Consider the following 15,437-nt stretch of genomic DNA (forward strand, 5'->3'; position numbering starts at 1 on the left):
CGGATTCAGTCCAGCCGCTTGATCCGCACATTGCGAAACGCCACCGCCGCGCCGTGGCCGGCGAAGCCGAAGTGGCCTTCGGTGCGGGTGCGACCTTTGTATTTGGCGAGAGGCGCCATCGTCTTTTCCGCTTTGCTCAAATCACAGTCGAGAATAATTTCGCCATTGAGCACCACATTGATGGTGGAGCCTTTCACGGTCACTTCCTGCACATTCCATTCACCGGGCTTTTTCAGGAATCCGCGCTTGGCGGGAAACATCCCATAAGCCGAACCGTGATATTGCGCCGGATGCAGCTTGGCATATTTCGGCGAGGTGTTGTCAAGAATCTGCAATTCGCACATTCCCACATAAGCCGTATCGCCCTGCCCGGGATAACGAATGGCCAGGCCATTGTTCCCGCCTTCTGGCAACAGGAATTCAAACCGCACCACGAAATCTCCGTACACTTCCTTCGTGTAAACCGTGCCCCCCTTGCCGGGCTTGCACCGCAGCGTACCATCCACGGCTTGATAATTCTGAACGGGTCCCGCCCAACCGGTGAGATCCTCGCCGTTAAAGATTTGTTTAAAACCCTTCTCGCCGGCATCCGCACCGAGGGCCAACAACAATGTGAGTGCAATGAATTGTTTTTTCATTAATTCAGTTCCTTGATGTAAATGTTGCGCCACGAAATTTCGCCGCCGTGGGTTTGTAGTTGAATGGGGCCGCGCTTGGGCAGGCCGCCTTTGCGGTTGAAATAATTCTCCATACGCGCGTTGTCCACCACCAGTTTGCCATTGAGATGCACGGTGACCTTTTCGCCCACCAACCGAATGCGGAAGCTATTCCACTGGCCAAATGGTTTGTCCGCCAGCACCAGCGGATCTTTGCCCTTCGCGCCTTTGCTGTTATTCCAGAGACCGCCCGAGCCTTTATCGCCGCCGATGTTGAATTTTTTTTCATCCGTGTAATCCCAAATTTGAACCTGCGGGACGCCACGCAAGTAAATCCCACTATCAGCCTTTGCCACGGTTTTGTAATCCACCCACAACTCAAAGTTGCCGTAGTTTTTCTCTGTGGTCAGGTACATCCCGTGGCCGTCGTTGATGAGGATGCCGTGCTTCACGCTCCAATGCTGATGAATGTCCTTGATGCTCTTCGCCTTTTTATCGGCAAACGCTTTCTTGTCCAGCGCCATCCACTTGGCCGGATCCTCCGTCCTGGCCCCCCACCAGCCGGTGAGGTTTTTGCCATTAAAAAGCGCCTTGAAGCCCTTGGGCGGATGGTTGAGTTCTCCCGCCGAAACGGTGAATGCTGCAATGAGTAAAACCGGGATGAGTCGAATGATTTTCATAAGATTAAATGTTTAGAAACGCCGATGATGCCCCGCCCACGAATGATTGCAAGCGCGAAGGTAGGGCGTGCTCTCCGGGCGCGCCTTGGCCAACCCCGGAGAGGCGGCCCTGCCATCACCCGATCTTCGGCAAACTTGCCGCTGCGATTGCCTGCCCGTGGCGCTTTTCCATCTCATCGGGGATATGAAACTTGATACGCTCTGCCAACTCGGGGAATTCCGCCGCCATCACTTCCTTGGAACGCGCGATGATATGCTCCCCGCCCGGGCCGGAAGTCACGCGACCAAGCAGCAGCACATACTCGAAATCATAAAACTCCGCGTAATGCGCCAGTGAATAGCCGAGGTAAATGCCGATGGCATCGTAAATTTTCAGCGCGCGTTCATCGCCCGTGTCCATCGCTGCCTGCACTTTTTTTAATTGCTCGGGCAAGCTCAAGCCGGCGTCGTACTCGATGCCCGAAGCGGGCAGCAAACGGCCCACCGCTTGTTGCGAAAAATACTGCGCGCCGCATCCGAGATCGCCACTCCATTCGTCGGCCGGCGCTTCCGGATGCAAATCAATCGGCGCGAACGCCAGCTCGCTGAGCCACGGGGTGAGGTTGCCGTCCATGTCAATGTAGCCGCCACCCTGACTCGTGCCCATCGCGATGCCGAGCACGCCGTTTTTGCCAATCGCCATTGAGCCCGCCAGCGCCGTCACTTCGCCGTCGTTAATGACTTCCAACGGCGCATTCCATTCCTCTGCGATGCGCAAAAACATGCCGCGCACTTTCGCCTCAAAATCCTCCGGACTCACGCCGCGAAAGAGCGAGGCCCATGTCACGCGATTGTGCGAGTAGCAACCCGCCGCACTTCCGCCGATGGCATCTACCCGGGGCAAATGCTCCGCCGCGCGCTTGAGCGAATCCATAATGCCTTCGTAATGATAATCCGGGTTCGGCTCGAAATAGGGATCCCAAACAATTTCTTCGCTGAACTTCACCTCACCATCAATCACCGCCGCCGCCTTGCGATCACTGCCGCCGAGATCAAACCCAATCCGGCAACCATCCAGGTGTCTTCCAATCGGACGGGCACCGGATTTCTCCGCAGGCAATTCCGTGCACCCCAACACTTCAATTGCGCGCCCATTGTTTTTGACGCCAATGACATCGTCATCAAATTTGCCAAACGCATTCGTCCGATAATATTCCTGCAACCGCGCCACATAACTTTCCGCGCCGCATAAATGAATCCGCCAACCGCCCCGTTGCCACAGCAAAAATTTCACCAACCGCTCCAGATGCCGAAAATTATTTCCCGCCAACGTGTGGTCCTCGGAAAACAACACCGTCCGTGAATGAAATACCGATCCATCCGCCTGCTCCAGCGCGATGCCAACCTCTGCCGCCGCGCCACTATCGCGGGCCGCCGCTTCAAAGGCACGATTCACCAGCACCGCCGGGCGAAAGGTGGGGTGCAATTCAGGAACAAACTTCGGTTCGGGCAATAAATTAGAACTACTCATTTTTTGGGGTGCGCATCCTCTGTTGTTTTGCCAGCCATTGCAAGGCTGCGGACGGGATGATTTCGTGGCCGCCCTGAAAAATGGTCACCCGTGCCGAGCCGGAATGCCGCCGGAAAAGCACGCGCTTTGCGCCATACGTTTTATCGGTCGGCAACGCATATTCGAGCGAAGCGGGCACTTTAGCCGTGCGAGTGAATTCAGAAATCTGTTTCGCGCTCAATCGATCCTTCACCGCCGCCACCAAATTAAACGCGTCCAGCGTGTGACTAATCGGCACGCTTCCGGTATGGCCATCGTCGATCCCCGCGTTGATGTCCAGCGCCACCCCCCTCGCGTGTGCGAGATAAGTGACCGGCGAGCGTTTCATAGCTTCCGCCGCTGCTTCCGATCCCGGCACGGGTTTGCCGCCGATGGATGTTTCGATTTCGCGCGCATATTTCAATTTGCGTTTTGACGTTTGCGCGTGCCACTGGGCTAAATCCAATATCGGCACCCACGCCGACACACCCGCCCAAACTTCCGGCGCCCGCCCCGCCATCAACAACGCCGCATAACCACCACCCGAGGCACCCAGCAAATAAACCCGTGTTTCATCCACCGCCCCGTTTTTCTTGGCAAACTCCACCGCGCTAAGGATATCTTTGACCACTAATTCCGATCCCGTCGCCTCCCGCCTGCGATTCGGCCCGCGAAAATTCGGGTGGATAAAATTCCATTTCTTCTCAATACACCATTTGCCGTAGAGCGAATTATTCTGCCGATAGTTGCTCGACCACGAATGCAGCCCCACCAACAACGGCCGAGGCTCGCCCCGCACGGTGGGCGCATAAAACAGCGCGGGCTGCTTTGTGTTATCGGCCTTGCTGAGATAGTTAATTTCCCGAATCTCCTGCGGCCAGCCCTTCGGCGCGGCGGAAACCGAAACGGCATACAACAATAAAACGAAAGCAGTTCTCATGCGCCCAGTGTGGCACGCCCAACCTGAGGCAAAAGAAAAATCGGCGGAACGGCAGGGACATGCTACGCACGTTCCCACCAATGAGCTTCCGTCCTTCATCACTTCCCATTATCATCCCGTCGTGACGCGCATTCGCATTGCAGCATCGGAAGAAATCGAGGAAGGGAAAACAATCACGTTTTCCTTCACGCGCGATGACCGCCCGCAGGAAGGCTTCGTCGGCCGTTTCAAAGGCAAACTCTTTGCGTACGAAAACACCTGCCGTCACATCCCCATCACGCTCGACTACGGCGACAACCGCTTCTTCGATTCCAAGGGCAAAACCCTCATCTGCCAAACCCACGGCGCCGTTTATGAACCCGACACCGGCCTCTGCACGCGCGGTCCCTGCGCCGGGGCCAGTTTGTTTGCGCTGGAAATTGTTGAGGAGGACGGCGCGGTTTGGTTTAAAGAAGAATCAAGCTAACACGCCCTTCACCACTTTACCGTGCACATCAGTCAGCCGATATTTGCGGCCTTGGAATCGGTAGAATAATCGTTCGTGGTCGAAACCGAGTTGGTGGAGAATCGTGGCTTGGAGGTCGTGGACGTGCACTTTGTCTTCGGCGATTTTGAAGCCAAGCTCGTCGCTGGCGCCGTGGGTGATACCGCCTTTCACGCCGCCGCCGGCCATCCATTGGGTGTACACATCCGGATAATGATCGCGCCCGAGCACCTTGCTTTTGGCCGTGCGCCCTTCGCGGAAGGGCGTGCGGCCGAACTCGCCGCCCCACACGATGAGCGTGTCATCAAAGAGCCCCCGCTGCTTGAGGTCCTTAATCAACGCGGCGATGGGCTTATCCATTGTTTTGCATTTGTTACGCAGACCCTCGCCGAGGCCGGTCCCCGCGCCGGTGCCGTGGAAATCCCAGCCCCAATCGAAGAGGTGCACAAAGCGCACACCTTTTTCCACCAGCCGCCGCGCGAGCAAAATGTTGTTGGCCAAACTGCCCGCGCCGGGCTTGGCGTCGTAAGCATCGAGGATGTGCTTGGGCTCCTTGGAAATATCCATCACCTCCGGCACGCTCGCCTGCATGCGAAACGCCATCTCGTATTGCGCGATGCGCGTGAGCGTCTCGGGGCTGCCGAGTTCCGCGGCTTGAATGCGATTCAAATCATTGAGCGCATCGAGGCTCTTGCGGCGCAGCTCGCGGCTCATGCCTTTGGGATTGGAAACGTAAAGAACCGGATCGCCCTTCGAGCGACACTGCACGCCCTGAAACACGCTCGGCAAAAATCCGTTGCCAAAAGAATTCTTGCCGCCATTGGGTTGCACGCCGCTGGAAATCAGCGCTACGAATCCTGGCAGGTTTTGGTTTTCGCTGCCCAGTCCGTACGTTACCCACGACCCCATGCTCGGCCGGCCCTCGCGTGCGCTCCCAGTGTACAGCAGCAACTCCGCCGGGGCGTGATTAAACTGATCCGTCGTCATCGAGTTGATGAACGCGATGTCATCCGCCTGTTTGGCCAACTCCGGAAGCGCGTCGCTCAGCCACGCGCCGCCTTGGCCGTGTTGCGCGAATTTGTGCGGCGTGCCCATCAGCTTCGGGACGCCCGAGGTGAAGGCAAACCGCCGCCCCTTTAAAAATTCATCCGGACAATTCTGCCCCTCGCGCTTCACCAATTCCGGTTTGTAATCAAACAAATCCAAACCCGGAGGCGAACCGGTCATATGCAAATAAATCACACTCTTCGCCTTGGGCGCAAAATGCGGCTTGCGCGCCCGCAACGGCTGCGAAGGATCGAACGCCACATCGGCCCGCGCGGCGCCAGCATTCATCAACGACGCAAACGCCGCCGCGCCCAACCCCATGCCGGCCTCGCCCAAAAATTGCCGCCGCGTGTGGTGTTGCAGTTGTTCGTGTTGTAAGTTCATCGGTTGATTTTAGTTCAGCAAAATTAAAAAATAAATCCTGTCGTCGGTTTCCGGATTCGCAGGCTCGTCCCTCCATGGGTTGCGCTTGGAGGGACGAGCCTGCGAGTCCGTTCGTTTAACGTTTCATAAACATCTCATCCAAATTCAAAATCACATTGCCCACGATCGTCCACGCGGCAAGCTCCTCCGCCTTCATTTCGGCGGGCAACGGCCCGAGTGGGTCGGTAGCCATTAGCTTGGCGGCGGCGGGGTCTTTTTGGTAATCAGCGCTTAACACGGTGTAAAGCGTGACGAGCCGCGCCACTTCCGCGCGCTTGGGTTCGCGGCTTAGGCAAATTTTCAGCCCAAATGCCACGCGCTCGTGTGGCGTGGAGCCACCTTCCTTCACCATCCGCCGGGCGAGCGCCTGCGCGGCCTCGATGTAGACGGGGTCGTTCATCGTCACCAACGCCTGCAGCGGCGTGTTGGTAGGCACTCGGCGCACGGTGCACACGTTTCGATTGGGCGCATCGAAGGCGGCCATCGAGGGGTACGGGTTGGTGCGACGCCAGTTCGTGTATAAACCGCGGCGATATTTGTCTTCGCCGGCGCTGGTCTTCCAGTCGATGCCGCTGCCGAACGCCGCCTTAATGCCGAGGTTGGGTTGGTACGGTTTCACCGGCGCGCCGTACATTTTGGTGCTGAGCAATCCGCTCACGGCGAGCGCTTGGTCGCGAATCATTTCGGCGGATAACCGCAGCCGCGGGCCGCGCGCGTAAAAACGATTGGCGGGATCGTTTTCAATATGCGCGGGCGTGGTGCGGGCGGATTGCCGATACGCCGCGCTGGTGACAAGCAGTTTCACAAACGCTTTTGTATCCCACTTAAGCCGCACCAATTCTGTGGCCAGCCAATCGAGCAATTCCGGATGCGTGGGCAGTTCGCCTTGCGAGCCAAATTCCTCGCTCGTGCGCACGATGCCGGTGCCAAAAATCGATTCCCAGTATCGATTGGCAATCACGCGGGCAGTCAGCGGATTCCGCTCGTCCATCAACCATTTCGACAGCGTGAGCCGGTTGATTTTTTTGTCAACCGCTGGCACCGCAAACACCGCCGGCACGCCCTCGGTCACGCGCCCTTCTTTCACTTGATAATTTCCACGCACTTGAATATGCGTTTCGCGGCCCTTGGCCAGCTCGCGCATCACGGGCACGGTGGTGGTGCCTTTCATGCCGGCGAATTGTTTCCTGGCCGTGTCCAGCTCTTTTGCCTTGGCGAGCGTCTTGGGGTTGTTGGCGGCGTAATAATCCTTGAGCCGCTTCACCTGCCCGTCATTGCGCTTGGCCGCCGGCGTGCTGAGGAGGCCGTGCACGTCCTTGGGCAGGGCCGCGTCCAGCTTCGGCGTGGCACCGGCCACGATGGAGATGATCACGTCTTCTGTGGCCTTGAGATTCTTGACGATCACCTCCACCCCATCGCCGTCATTCGCCGTAAACGGCGTCGGGAATTGCAGCAGGCCCGGCACGAAGGTGTTGGGCACCGGCACGAAGGGCAACAGCCGCGCGCCGTCGAGCGCGTAGTCCACGTTGATTTTGAAGACCTTGTTGGATTCCTGTTTCCACACCACCTTCCGGTTGGCGTCCAACACCTCCACGCGGTGCACCTTCAAGCGCTCGGCCAGACCGGAACCAGTGCGGTTCCAGAGCGCGAGCTTCTCGATGGGCAGTTCCTTGCCGAGATCCACCTCCCACCACGGGTTGTTTTCCTGGCCGGTGTGGGTGACTGTCTTCTTCGCAAAATCGCCGCTGGTGTTGCCGTCGTTTCCGTATTGGGCCGGCCCGCCGAAATCCGTGCTGCTCTGCTTGGCCTTGCCCTTGGGCGCCACGTTTTCGCCGTTACTAAAAACCTGCACCTCGGCCAGATGCAGAAACACACCCTTGCCCACATTGGTGACGCGCACGAAGCGGCCCTTCAAATCCTGCTTGCCGCGCGGCCGCAGCTTCAGCGTCACGCGCGCTGGATCCACGCCCGCCACCTGCAGGGCATCCTGTTTCCGGCCCGGCAACTGCACGGAGAGTACGTTCTTCTCACGCTTGATCCGCAACCGCTTCACCGGCACATGTTGCTCAAACGCCTTGGCCCACGCCTCGAAACCATCCAGCGCCGTGCCCTTTAACTGGCTCAATTCCTTTTCCAGCACAGCCACGCGCGCCTCGGTATCGGTCCGTTTCTTTTTCTGTTCGTCACTGAAGACACTAATAATCGGCGCCTCGTTGCGCTTGTCGCTGTCCTCGGAGTTATTGAAAATGGCAAACATCTCAAAATATTCCTTTTGGCTCAGCGGGTCGTACTTGTGATCGTGGCATTGGGCGCAGGCGAGGGTGGTGCCCATCCACGTGGCCATCGTGGTGTTCACGCGGTCGACCACCGCCACGTTGCGAAACTCCTCATCGTCCGTGCCGCCTTCGCTGTTGGTTTGCGTGTTGCGATGGAACGCGGTGGCGATAAGTTGATCGGGTGTGGGTGCGGGAAGTAAATCGCCCGCGAGTTGGTCGCGCGTGAATTGGTCGAACGGCTGATTGCGGTTGATGGCGCGGATGACCCAATCGCGATACGCCCAAATCGTGCGCGGCGGATCGTCGGCGTAGCCCGCGCTGTCGGCATAACGTGCGAGGTCCAGCCACTGCCGTGCCCAATGCTCGCCGTAAGTCGGCTTGGCCAAAAGTCGGTCGACGAGCTTGGAGTAAGCATCGGGCGATTTGTCGGCGATGAACGCTTTCACCTCCGCCGGCGTGGGCGGCAGTCCCGTGAGATCCAGCGCCAGGCGCCGAATGATTGTAAACTTGTCCGCCTCGGCAGATGGCTTCCAGCCGCGCTGATCGAGTGCTGCGAGAATGAACCGGTCCACCGCATTGCGGCTCCACTTTGCGTCCTTCACTTTCGGCAACGCCGCGCGCTTGGGCCGCACGTACGCCCAGTGCGGTTCGTACTCTGCGCCTTCGGCCACCCATTGTTTGAGCGTCGCCTTTTGCGCCGCCGACAATTTCATTTTCGATTCCGGCGGCGGCATCACTTCATCCGCGTCGTCAGCCAAAATCCGATACACCAATTCGCTCTCCGCCACATCCCCCGGCACAATCGCAAACGCGCCGCCCTTGCGTTCCTTCACCGCCTCCGCGCGCACATCCAGCCGCAGCTTTGCCTTCCGCGCCTTCGCATCCGGCCCGTGACACGTATAACAATTCTCCGACAGAATCACCCGCACATCGCGGTTAAACGAAACCGGAGCCGGCGCGGCTCTTAACGAAACCGTGGCGAACAAACACACACTCAAAATGATTGGAATTTTTTTCACCGCAAAAGAATAGTCTGCGCCCAAAAATAGTCGCTGTAAAGATTGGACAGGGTCAGCACAAGAATGATTCATGGTTGAGTGAATGATCTGGCGTGAAGAAGCGGAGTTTACGCCAAAATTCCCTTCACCAATTTCCCGTGCACATCGGTTAACCGGAATCGGCGACCTTGGAATTTGTAGGTGAAGCGCTCGTGGTCGATGCCGAGGAGGTGCAGGAGGGTTGCCTGAAAATCATGGACGTGGACGGGGTTTTCAGCGGCATTCATGCCGAGGGCGTCGCTGGCACCGTAGGTGATGCCGGGCTTCACGCCGCCGCCGGCCATCCAGGTGGTAAACGCATAGGGGTGATGATCGCGGCCCCATTGCTTGCGGTTTTTAAGATCGCCCTGCAGGAAAGGGGTGCGGCCGAATTCGCCGCCCCAGATGATAAGCGTGTCCTCAAGCAAGCCGCGTTGCTTGAGATCGGTCAACAATCCGGCGCTCGGCTGATCGGTGTCTTTGCACTGCGTGTAAAGTTCAGTGGTCACGCTACGGTGTTGGTCCCAGCCCGCGTGCATCACCTGCACAAACCGCGTGCCGCGCTCGAGCAATCGCCGCGCCATGAGGCAATTGTACGCGAAGGTGCCGCGCTCTTTCACTTGCGGCCCGTAGAGATCCAGTACGCTTTTGGGTTCAGTGGAAACATCCGTCAACTCCGGCACGCTCGTTTGCATGCGGTAGGCCATCTCATACTGCGCGATGCGCGTGAGGATTTCCGGGTCGCCAAATTCCGCGTGTCGCATTTGGTTGAGCTGCGCGAGGCCATCAAGCATCCCGCGCCGCGTGCTGCCTGTGATGCCAGCGGGATTTTTCAAATACAAAACCGGCGCACCGCCGCCGCGAAATTTCACGCCCTGAAAACGCGTCGGTAAAAATCCACTGCCCCAATAGTAGTCATAAAAAATCTGCCCGCACGTCGTGCCTTTGCTCACGCTCGTCATGGCGACAAACGCCGGCAGATTTTCCGTATCGCTGCCGAGGCCGTAGCTGAGCCACGCGCCCATCGTTGGCCGGCCGGGCATCTCGCCGCCGGAAAGAAAAAACGACACCGCCGGCGCGTGGTTCACCTGCGTGGTGTGCATGCTTTTGATGAAGCAAATATCGTCCGCCGCCGCGCCGATGTGCGGCATAAAGTTGCTCACCCACGCGCCGCTCCGTCCGTGCTGCTTGAACGGCTCAATCGGCGCGAGCATCACCTTGCCCTTTGGGTTGCCCGTCATCGTGCTAAACCGTTTGCCTTCCACAAACGACTGCGGCACCGGTTGCCCGTGCATCTGTTTTTGCAACGGCTTGTAATCAAACAAATCCGTATGCGTCGGCGCGCCATTCATGAACAGGTAAACCACCCGCTTCGCCTTGGGCGCAAAATGCGGCAACCCCGCCAGCCCGCCCAGCGCCGTCTCGCCCATCCCGTCCCGCGCCAGCAATCCTCCCAGCGCCGCGCCCCCAATCCCCACCGCCGACCGCCCAAAAAACTGCCGCCGATTGGTCATGAGCTGGTTTTCGGTGATGGGGTTCATGGTAAGGGAATGTGAGCTTGGTTTTTGACGCACATGATTCGACCTCGCTTCAATTCTCCCTTGCCGCCAGCCATTCATCCGGCGTCATGACCGTCACTGCGTTGGCTGCGCGCTTCACCATTTCCCCGTCCAAAGTGATGAGGGTGGATTGGGATGTCATCGCCGTGGCCACATAAACCGCATCGGCCCCACGCAGTCGAAGGTCTGCGGCCAAGCTCGTCGAGATGTGTGCCGCCTCCTCGTCCAGTGGATGAAAATGAATGCCAGGAAATTCGTTCAAGATGTGTCGAGTGCCCGCGACTTCCGTGGACACTTGTTTGCGACGGGCAACAGCGCCCGCAATCTCAACGGGCAACAATGTCGGTTGGTGAAGCGGAATTTCATCGGCCGCCGCCCTCGCGAGCAGTTCCAGCGACGATTCATGATTGACCTCATTGGGAAACTGAGCGCCAACCCACACATTGGCATCAATCGTCAGCACCGCTCACGGCCTTTCCGAATTTCATCCACTACCCCCGGTTCCTTGGAGGGTGAGGCCGCCTCAATTTTCCGACCGAGTTCCAACCACTTTTCTACCCACTCCTTGCCGGTCAACTTTTTGCATGACGTTTTTTCGACATCGTCCAAACCTCTTTGCAGCAATTCGGGAATCAAATCCTTCAATTTCCGGTCTTCTCGAGCGGCACGAACCTTCACCTCACGCATCAAATCATCCGGCAAATCCAGTGTCGTTTTCATGCGTCCATAAAACCATAATTATGTAATTCTGGCAAACCATAAAAATGGGTGGATATTTGGGGTTCATTCGAATTTATGATTGGAACGATGCCATTTTAAATTTGCTCGATCTGGCCAAAACATTTTGTTTCGAGGCAGGAATACTTTCTCACCGCTGCGAGGCTTCAACAATAACGCGTTTTCTCCATCTTCTTCAAATCGATCATTGTCCACCAAAATACAAAAATCATCATCGATGCTCCAATAGCCTTGATCAAAAAGCCAATGTGCATTTTTTGATAGTGCCAAACCGTTAATTGGATGACAAAGGCCTCCTTTCTTGAACTGTCTGATATGTGCCGCATCCAAAGGGCAAGATCCCGATAAAGACACCATCCGGTAATTTGTCAACGCGCAGGTGAAATCATACGCCGGTAAGACTCGAGCTGAGAATTTTGTGTCTCGCTTCCTTGGCGAATCGTTCAACACTAAATATTTGCCAGCATCCGAATCAACAATCGCCTGAGGAGGAACTTCCAAATTGCACATTTCAAACAATTCATATCTTTCACTCCCTTCAAAGTATCGAGCGATTATTGTGCGGCGAAGTTCGGCCCTGAATTCATTGGTCTGCAGGCTGATCAATAGCGATGCATCAATTTGGGCATTTTTTGCATTTTTTCGGTTGTCCGTTTTTATGCCCTCAGAATCCAGCGGAATCCAGAGTCCGTCGGAATGCATATGGAAAAACGGCAGCATCACATTGGGCCGTGTACGCCTCCGATTTGAAACTACAGTCCAATAACTATTGAAACGGAACGCCAATGCTCCATTGCGCTCGATCAATCCATTTGCAACTAAGTCCTCATCAACAAGATCACAAAGCACCAAAAGTAACAGTGGCTTGTGAGGAGCTGGACCACGAGAGTGATCAACCTTCAATCGACTGATGCACTCCAACCAACGGAGTTGTTCGCTGGAAAATTTGTTACTCACGCGTGATGACCTCGTCCAGATTCAAAATCATGTTGCACAACACAGTGAATGCCGCGTGGTCGGTGGGGTTCAGTTTTTCGTCGCGTTTGGATTCGCCGATGGCTAGCAGGGCTTTGGTTTTTTTGGGGTCTTGGGCGTAGGTGGCGCGGAGTTTCTGGATGCTCTGGAGGAGCACGGCGGCTTCCTTCGGCTTGGGGGCGCGGGCGGTGGCGAGGCGGAAGGCGTACGCGGTGCGTGCCTTGTCATCCGCTCCGCCTTCTTTTATCACACGCTGGGCCAGGGCGCGGGCAGCTTCTACATAAGTGGTGTCGTTTAATATGATGAGCGCGTGCAGCGGGGTGTTGGTGAGGCTGCGGCGGACTTGGCAGGTTTGGCGTTTGGACTCGTCAAAGAAAATCGTCGGGCCGATTATGCGCCGCCAAAAAGTGTAGAGGCTGCGGCGATATAAATCCTCGCCTTTGCCGCGGGCATATTTCTTTTTGCCAAAAGTAGCCTCAGCCCAGACGCCGGCGGGTTGGTAGGATTTCACGGAAGGACCGCCACGTTTCTCAACTAGCAAACCGCTGATGAAGAGCGCTTGGTCGCGAATCATCCACGAGGGCAAACGCTGGCGGGTCATGCGGGCGAGCAGGCGGTTCTTGGGATCGCGCTCGCGCAGCGCGGGAGTCACGCGCGAGGTTTGCCGATAGGTCGCGCTGAGCACGATGCGTTTGTGCAGCGCCTTCACGTCCCAACCGCTCTCGATGAATTCCAGCGCCAGCCAATCGAGCAACTCCGGATGGCTCGGGCGCTCGCCCTGCACGCCGAAATCCTCCGGCGTCTTCACGAGGCCAGTGCCGAAAAACTGCTGCCAAATGCGGTTTACTGTCACGCGCGCGGTGAGTGGGTGCCTGTCATTGACAAGCCACTGCGCGAGATGAAGCCGGTTAGGGGTGCCCGATTGCGCGTTCGCGCCAAACACGGTCGGCCATGCGGAAGTCACGGTCACATTGCTTGGATTATTATACACGCCACGCACCAGCACTTTGGTGGTGCGCGCTTTGGCCTGCTCCTGCATCACCATCACTTTGGGAAATTTTTTACGGAGGTCGGCGATGCGTTTTTTGGCAGCGTCGATTTTCGGTTTTTCTTTCAGCGATTGAATTTTTTCCTCCAGTTCTGAAATTTCCTTTTGTTGCGCAGCCGATGCCACCGCGAGTACGGGTGCAGTTTGGCCGCTGCCGCCGCCGCCGTTCACAGGCGTGTTATTAAAAAACGCAAACAGACCGTAGTAATCACGCTGCGTAATGGCATCAAACTTGTGATCGTGGCAGCGACTGCAGGTCATCGTGGCGCCCAGCCAAAGGGTGCTCATCGTTTCCATTTGGTCGAAAATATATTCCACGCGATTCTCCTCCGCGATGCGGCCACCCTCGCCGTTAATCATGTGGTTGCGATTGAACGCCGTCGCCAGCCGCTGCTCGTCCGTGGCCTTGGGCAACAAGTCGCCCGCGAGTTGCTCGATGGTGAATGTGTCGTACGGCACGTTGGCGTTGAGCGTGCGCACCACCCAATCGCGCCACGGCCACATCGTGCGATCGTTGTCGCCCTGGTAGCCGTTGCTATCCGCATAACGCGCGGCCTCGAGCCAGTCCCAAGCCATCCGCTCGCCGTAACGCGGCGAAGCCAACAGCCGGTCGACCACATTTTTAAATGACGATTTTGGATTTTCGATTGACGATTTCAGGAAATCATCGGCCTCTTTCAGCGTAGGCGGAAGACCGGTGAGATCGAGGGTAACGCGGCGAAGCCAAGTAATCTTGCCCGCCTCGGCCGAAGGCTTCAGCCTTTCGCGCTCCAGACGCGCGAGGATGAAACGGTCAATCCCATTGCGCGGCCACTTTGCATGGTTCACTTTTGGCAAGGCCGATCGGCGCGGCGGTTCGTACGCCCAATGCTTGCCCCACTTCGCGCCGGCATCCACCCAGGCCTTGAGCGTGGCCTTTTGCTCGGCGGTGAGCTTGAGCTTCGAATTCGGTGGCGGCATCCGCTCGTCGGGGTCGCTGGAAAAAACCCGCGCGATTAATTCGCTCGCCGCGCTCTTGCCCGGCACAATCACCTCCGCCTTCGCGTCCTTTTCGCGGTCCAGCCGCAGCTTCGCCTTACGCGCATTCGCATCCGGCCCGTGGCAGGCAAAGCAGGTATCCGAAAGAATCGGCAACACGTCCCGGCTAAAATCCGGCGCGGCTTTCGCGCCATTTACAACAAAAGGCAGCAGCAATATCGTGATGAGCAACAAGCGCGGCATCGGCGCTAGTGTGGCGGACCAACGAAGTTTGTCCAGTCGGGAGCGTCGGCAACGGACTCGCAGGCTCGTCCCTCCATAGGCGCGCTCGGACTGGAGGGACGAGCCTGCGAGTCCGCTAGATGATTCTCACGCAGAGGCGCGGAGGCGCAGAGAATTTAATCGAAGCCCAAGAGGGACGAATTCCACCTCGCCCCTATCTGGTTTAACTCCGCGCCACGGGCGCGCCGTGGCTGGCCACAGTGCTGAGGTAGGGCGGTTTCTCCGAAACCGCCTCGGCGCGCTCGGAGAGCACGCCCTACCAGTTAGTGGATTGGCGCTTGACGATAGCGGACTCGCGGGCTCGTCCCTCCATTGACAACGGGGCCGCAATGGAGGGACGAGCCTGCGAGTCCGTTAACTGATTCTCACCGCCTGCGCCGGATCATACGCCAGCGCCGGGTTCACCAACCGCGCGTCATTCCGCAAAAAATGAAAGGTCACCGCCCGGCGCGGTTGATCGCTGCGGTTGGCGGAGGATTGATGCAGCGTATTGCCGTGATGGATGGACACCCCACCACGCGGCACCGGCGCCATCAACTGCCCGTCACGCCGGAAGGCTTCCTGTTATTCGGCACCTGACATCAGCTTATTAAAAATGTCTTGACTAATATCGGATCCCCCCATTTGATCTCGCCATGCATTTTAAACCCAAATTACTACCTTATTATTATCTCTATTTTTTGGTTCGGCTGCGCTACGCCTAATTCAAAGACGGGTGCAGATTACGGCGCATCTTTAGTGCCTGCAGATTCTAACGTTGTGATGAAAGGGAGCATTGGGGAATTT

The 15,437-nt window shown here is 57.3% G+C and carries 13 protein-coding genes and 1 pseudogene; 1 reads left to right on the top strand and 13 read right to left on the bottom strand.

From position 1 onward, the window contains the following. Nucleotides 1-5: 5 nt before the first annotated feature. From H8E27_15475 to H8E27_15490, 4 genes are all read right to left on the bottom strand, one after another. Nucleotides 6-638, bottom strand: a complete 633-nt coding sequence (locus tag H8E27_15475) for a DUF1080 domain-containing protein (GenBank protein MBC8327020.1) — start codon at nucleotides 636-638, stop codon at nucleotides 6-8. Next, the gene (locus H8E27_15480) at nucleotides 638-1,336 is read right to left on the bottom strand and encodes a DUF1080 domain-containing protein (GenBank protein ID MBC8327021.1); all 699 of its coding nucleotides are present in this window, start codon (nucleotides 1,334-1,336) and stop codon (nucleotides 638-640) included. Before H8E27_15480 ends, H8E27_15475 begins: the two co-directional genes overlap by 1 nt. A 115-nt stretch (nucleotides 1,337-1,451) precedes the next feature. Continuing rightward, a complete protein-coding gene (locus H8E27_15485; protein ID MBC8327022.1) occupies nucleotides 1,452-2,846 on the bottom strand; it encodes an ROK family protein in 1,395 nt (464 codons plus the stop codon). Continuing rightward, on the bottom strand, nucleotides 2,839-3,804 hold the full coding sequence (locus H8E27_15490; protein ID MBC8327023.1) for a prolyl oligopeptidase family serine peptidase: 966 nt from the start codon (nucleotides 3,802-3,804) through the stop codon (nucleotides 2,839-2,841). Before H8E27_15490 ends, H8E27_15485 begins: the two co-directional genes overlap by 8 nt. A gap of 121 nt (nucleotides 3,805-3,925) precedes the next feature. On the opposite strand from H8E27_15490, the gene H8E27_15495 reads away from it, so the two are divergent. Further along, on the top strand, nucleotides 3,926-4,270 hold the full coding sequence (locus tag H8E27_15495; protein ID MBC8327024.1) for a Rieske 2Fe-2S domain-containing protein: 345 nt from the start codon (nucleotides 3,926-3,928) through the stop codon (nucleotides 4,268-4,270). On the opposite strand, the gene H8E27_15500 is transcribed toward H8E27_15495, so the two are convergent. From H8E27_15500 to H8E27_15540, 9 genes and pseudogenes are all read right to left on the bottom strand, one after another. Further along, nucleotides 4,262-5,719, bottom strand: a complete 1,458-nt coding sequence (locus tag H8E27_15500) for a DUF1501 domain-containing protein (protein ID MBC8327025.1) — start codon at nucleotides 5,717-5,719, stop codon at nucleotides 4,262-4,264. The two genes, H8E27_15495 and H8E27_15500, sit on opposite strands and share 9 nt — an antisense overlap. Before the next feature lie 115 nt (nucleotides 5,720-5,834). Next, entirely contained in the window at nucleotides 5,835-7,424 is a 1,590-nt protein-coding gene (locus tag H8E27_15505) for a DUF1553 domain-containing protein (GenBank protein MBC8327026.1), read from the bottom strand. A 498-nt stretch (nucleotides 7,425-7,922) separates the two neighbouring features. Then, nucleotides 7,923-9,125 (bottom strand): annotated as a pseudogene (locus H8E27_15510) (DUF1549 domain-containing protein). Nucleotides 9,126-9,160: 35 nt separating this feature from the next. After that, complete coding sequence (locus tag H8E27_15515; GenBank protein ID MBC8327027.1) at nucleotides 9,161-10,612, bottom strand: DUF1501 domain-containing protein; 1,452 nt, start codon at nucleotides 10,610-10,612, stop codon at nucleotides 9,161-9,163. 49 nt (nucleotides 10,613-10,661) lie between these two features. Further along, nucleotides 10,662-11,093: a type II toxin-antitoxin system VapC family toxin gene (locus H8E27_15520; protein ID MBC8327028.1), complete on the bottom strand. Its 432-nt coding sequence runs from the start codon at nucleotides 11,091-11,093 to the stop codon at nucleotides 10,662-10,664. After that, the gene (locus H8E27_15525) at nucleotides 11,087-11,350 is read right to left on the bottom strand and encodes a hypothetical protein (protein ID MBC8327029.1); all 264 of its coding nucleotides are present in this window, start codon (nucleotides 11,348-11,350) and stop codon (nucleotides 11,087-11,089) included. The genes H8E27_15520 and H8E27_15525 overlap by 7 nt, the downstream gene beginning before the upstream one ends. Before the next feature lie 63 nt (nucleotides 11,351-11,413). Further along, nucleotides 11,414-12,325 carry an HNH endonuclease gene (locus H8E27_15530; protein MBC8327030.1) on the bottom strand — a complete coding sequence of 304 codons (912 nt, stop codon included), beginning with the start codon at nucleotides 12,323-12,325 and terminating at the stop codon, nucleotides 11,414-11,416. Then, complete coding sequence (locus tag H8E27_15535) at nucleotides 12,318-14,612, bottom strand: PSD1 domain-containing protein (protein MBC8327031.1); 2,295 nt, start codon at nucleotides 14,610-14,612, stop codon at nucleotides 12,318-12,320. The genes H8E27_15530 and H8E27_15535 overlap by 8 nt, the downstream gene beginning before the upstream one ends. A 393-nt stretch (nucleotides 14,613-15,005) precedes the next feature. Beyond that, on the bottom strand, nucleotides 15,006-15,185 hold the full coding sequence (locus tag H8E27_15540; protein ID MBC8327032.1) for a phytanoyl-CoA dioxygenase family protein: 180 nt from the start codon (nucleotides 15,183-15,185) through the stop codon (nucleotides 15,006-15,008). Nucleotides 15,186-15,437: the final 252 nt, after the last annotated feature.

The sequence above is a fragment of the Limisphaerales bacterium genome (genome assembly GCA_014382585.1).
In the GTDB taxonomy this organism is placed as follows: Bacteria; Verrucomicrobiota; Verrucomicrobiia; order Limisphaerales; family UBA1100; genus JACNJL01.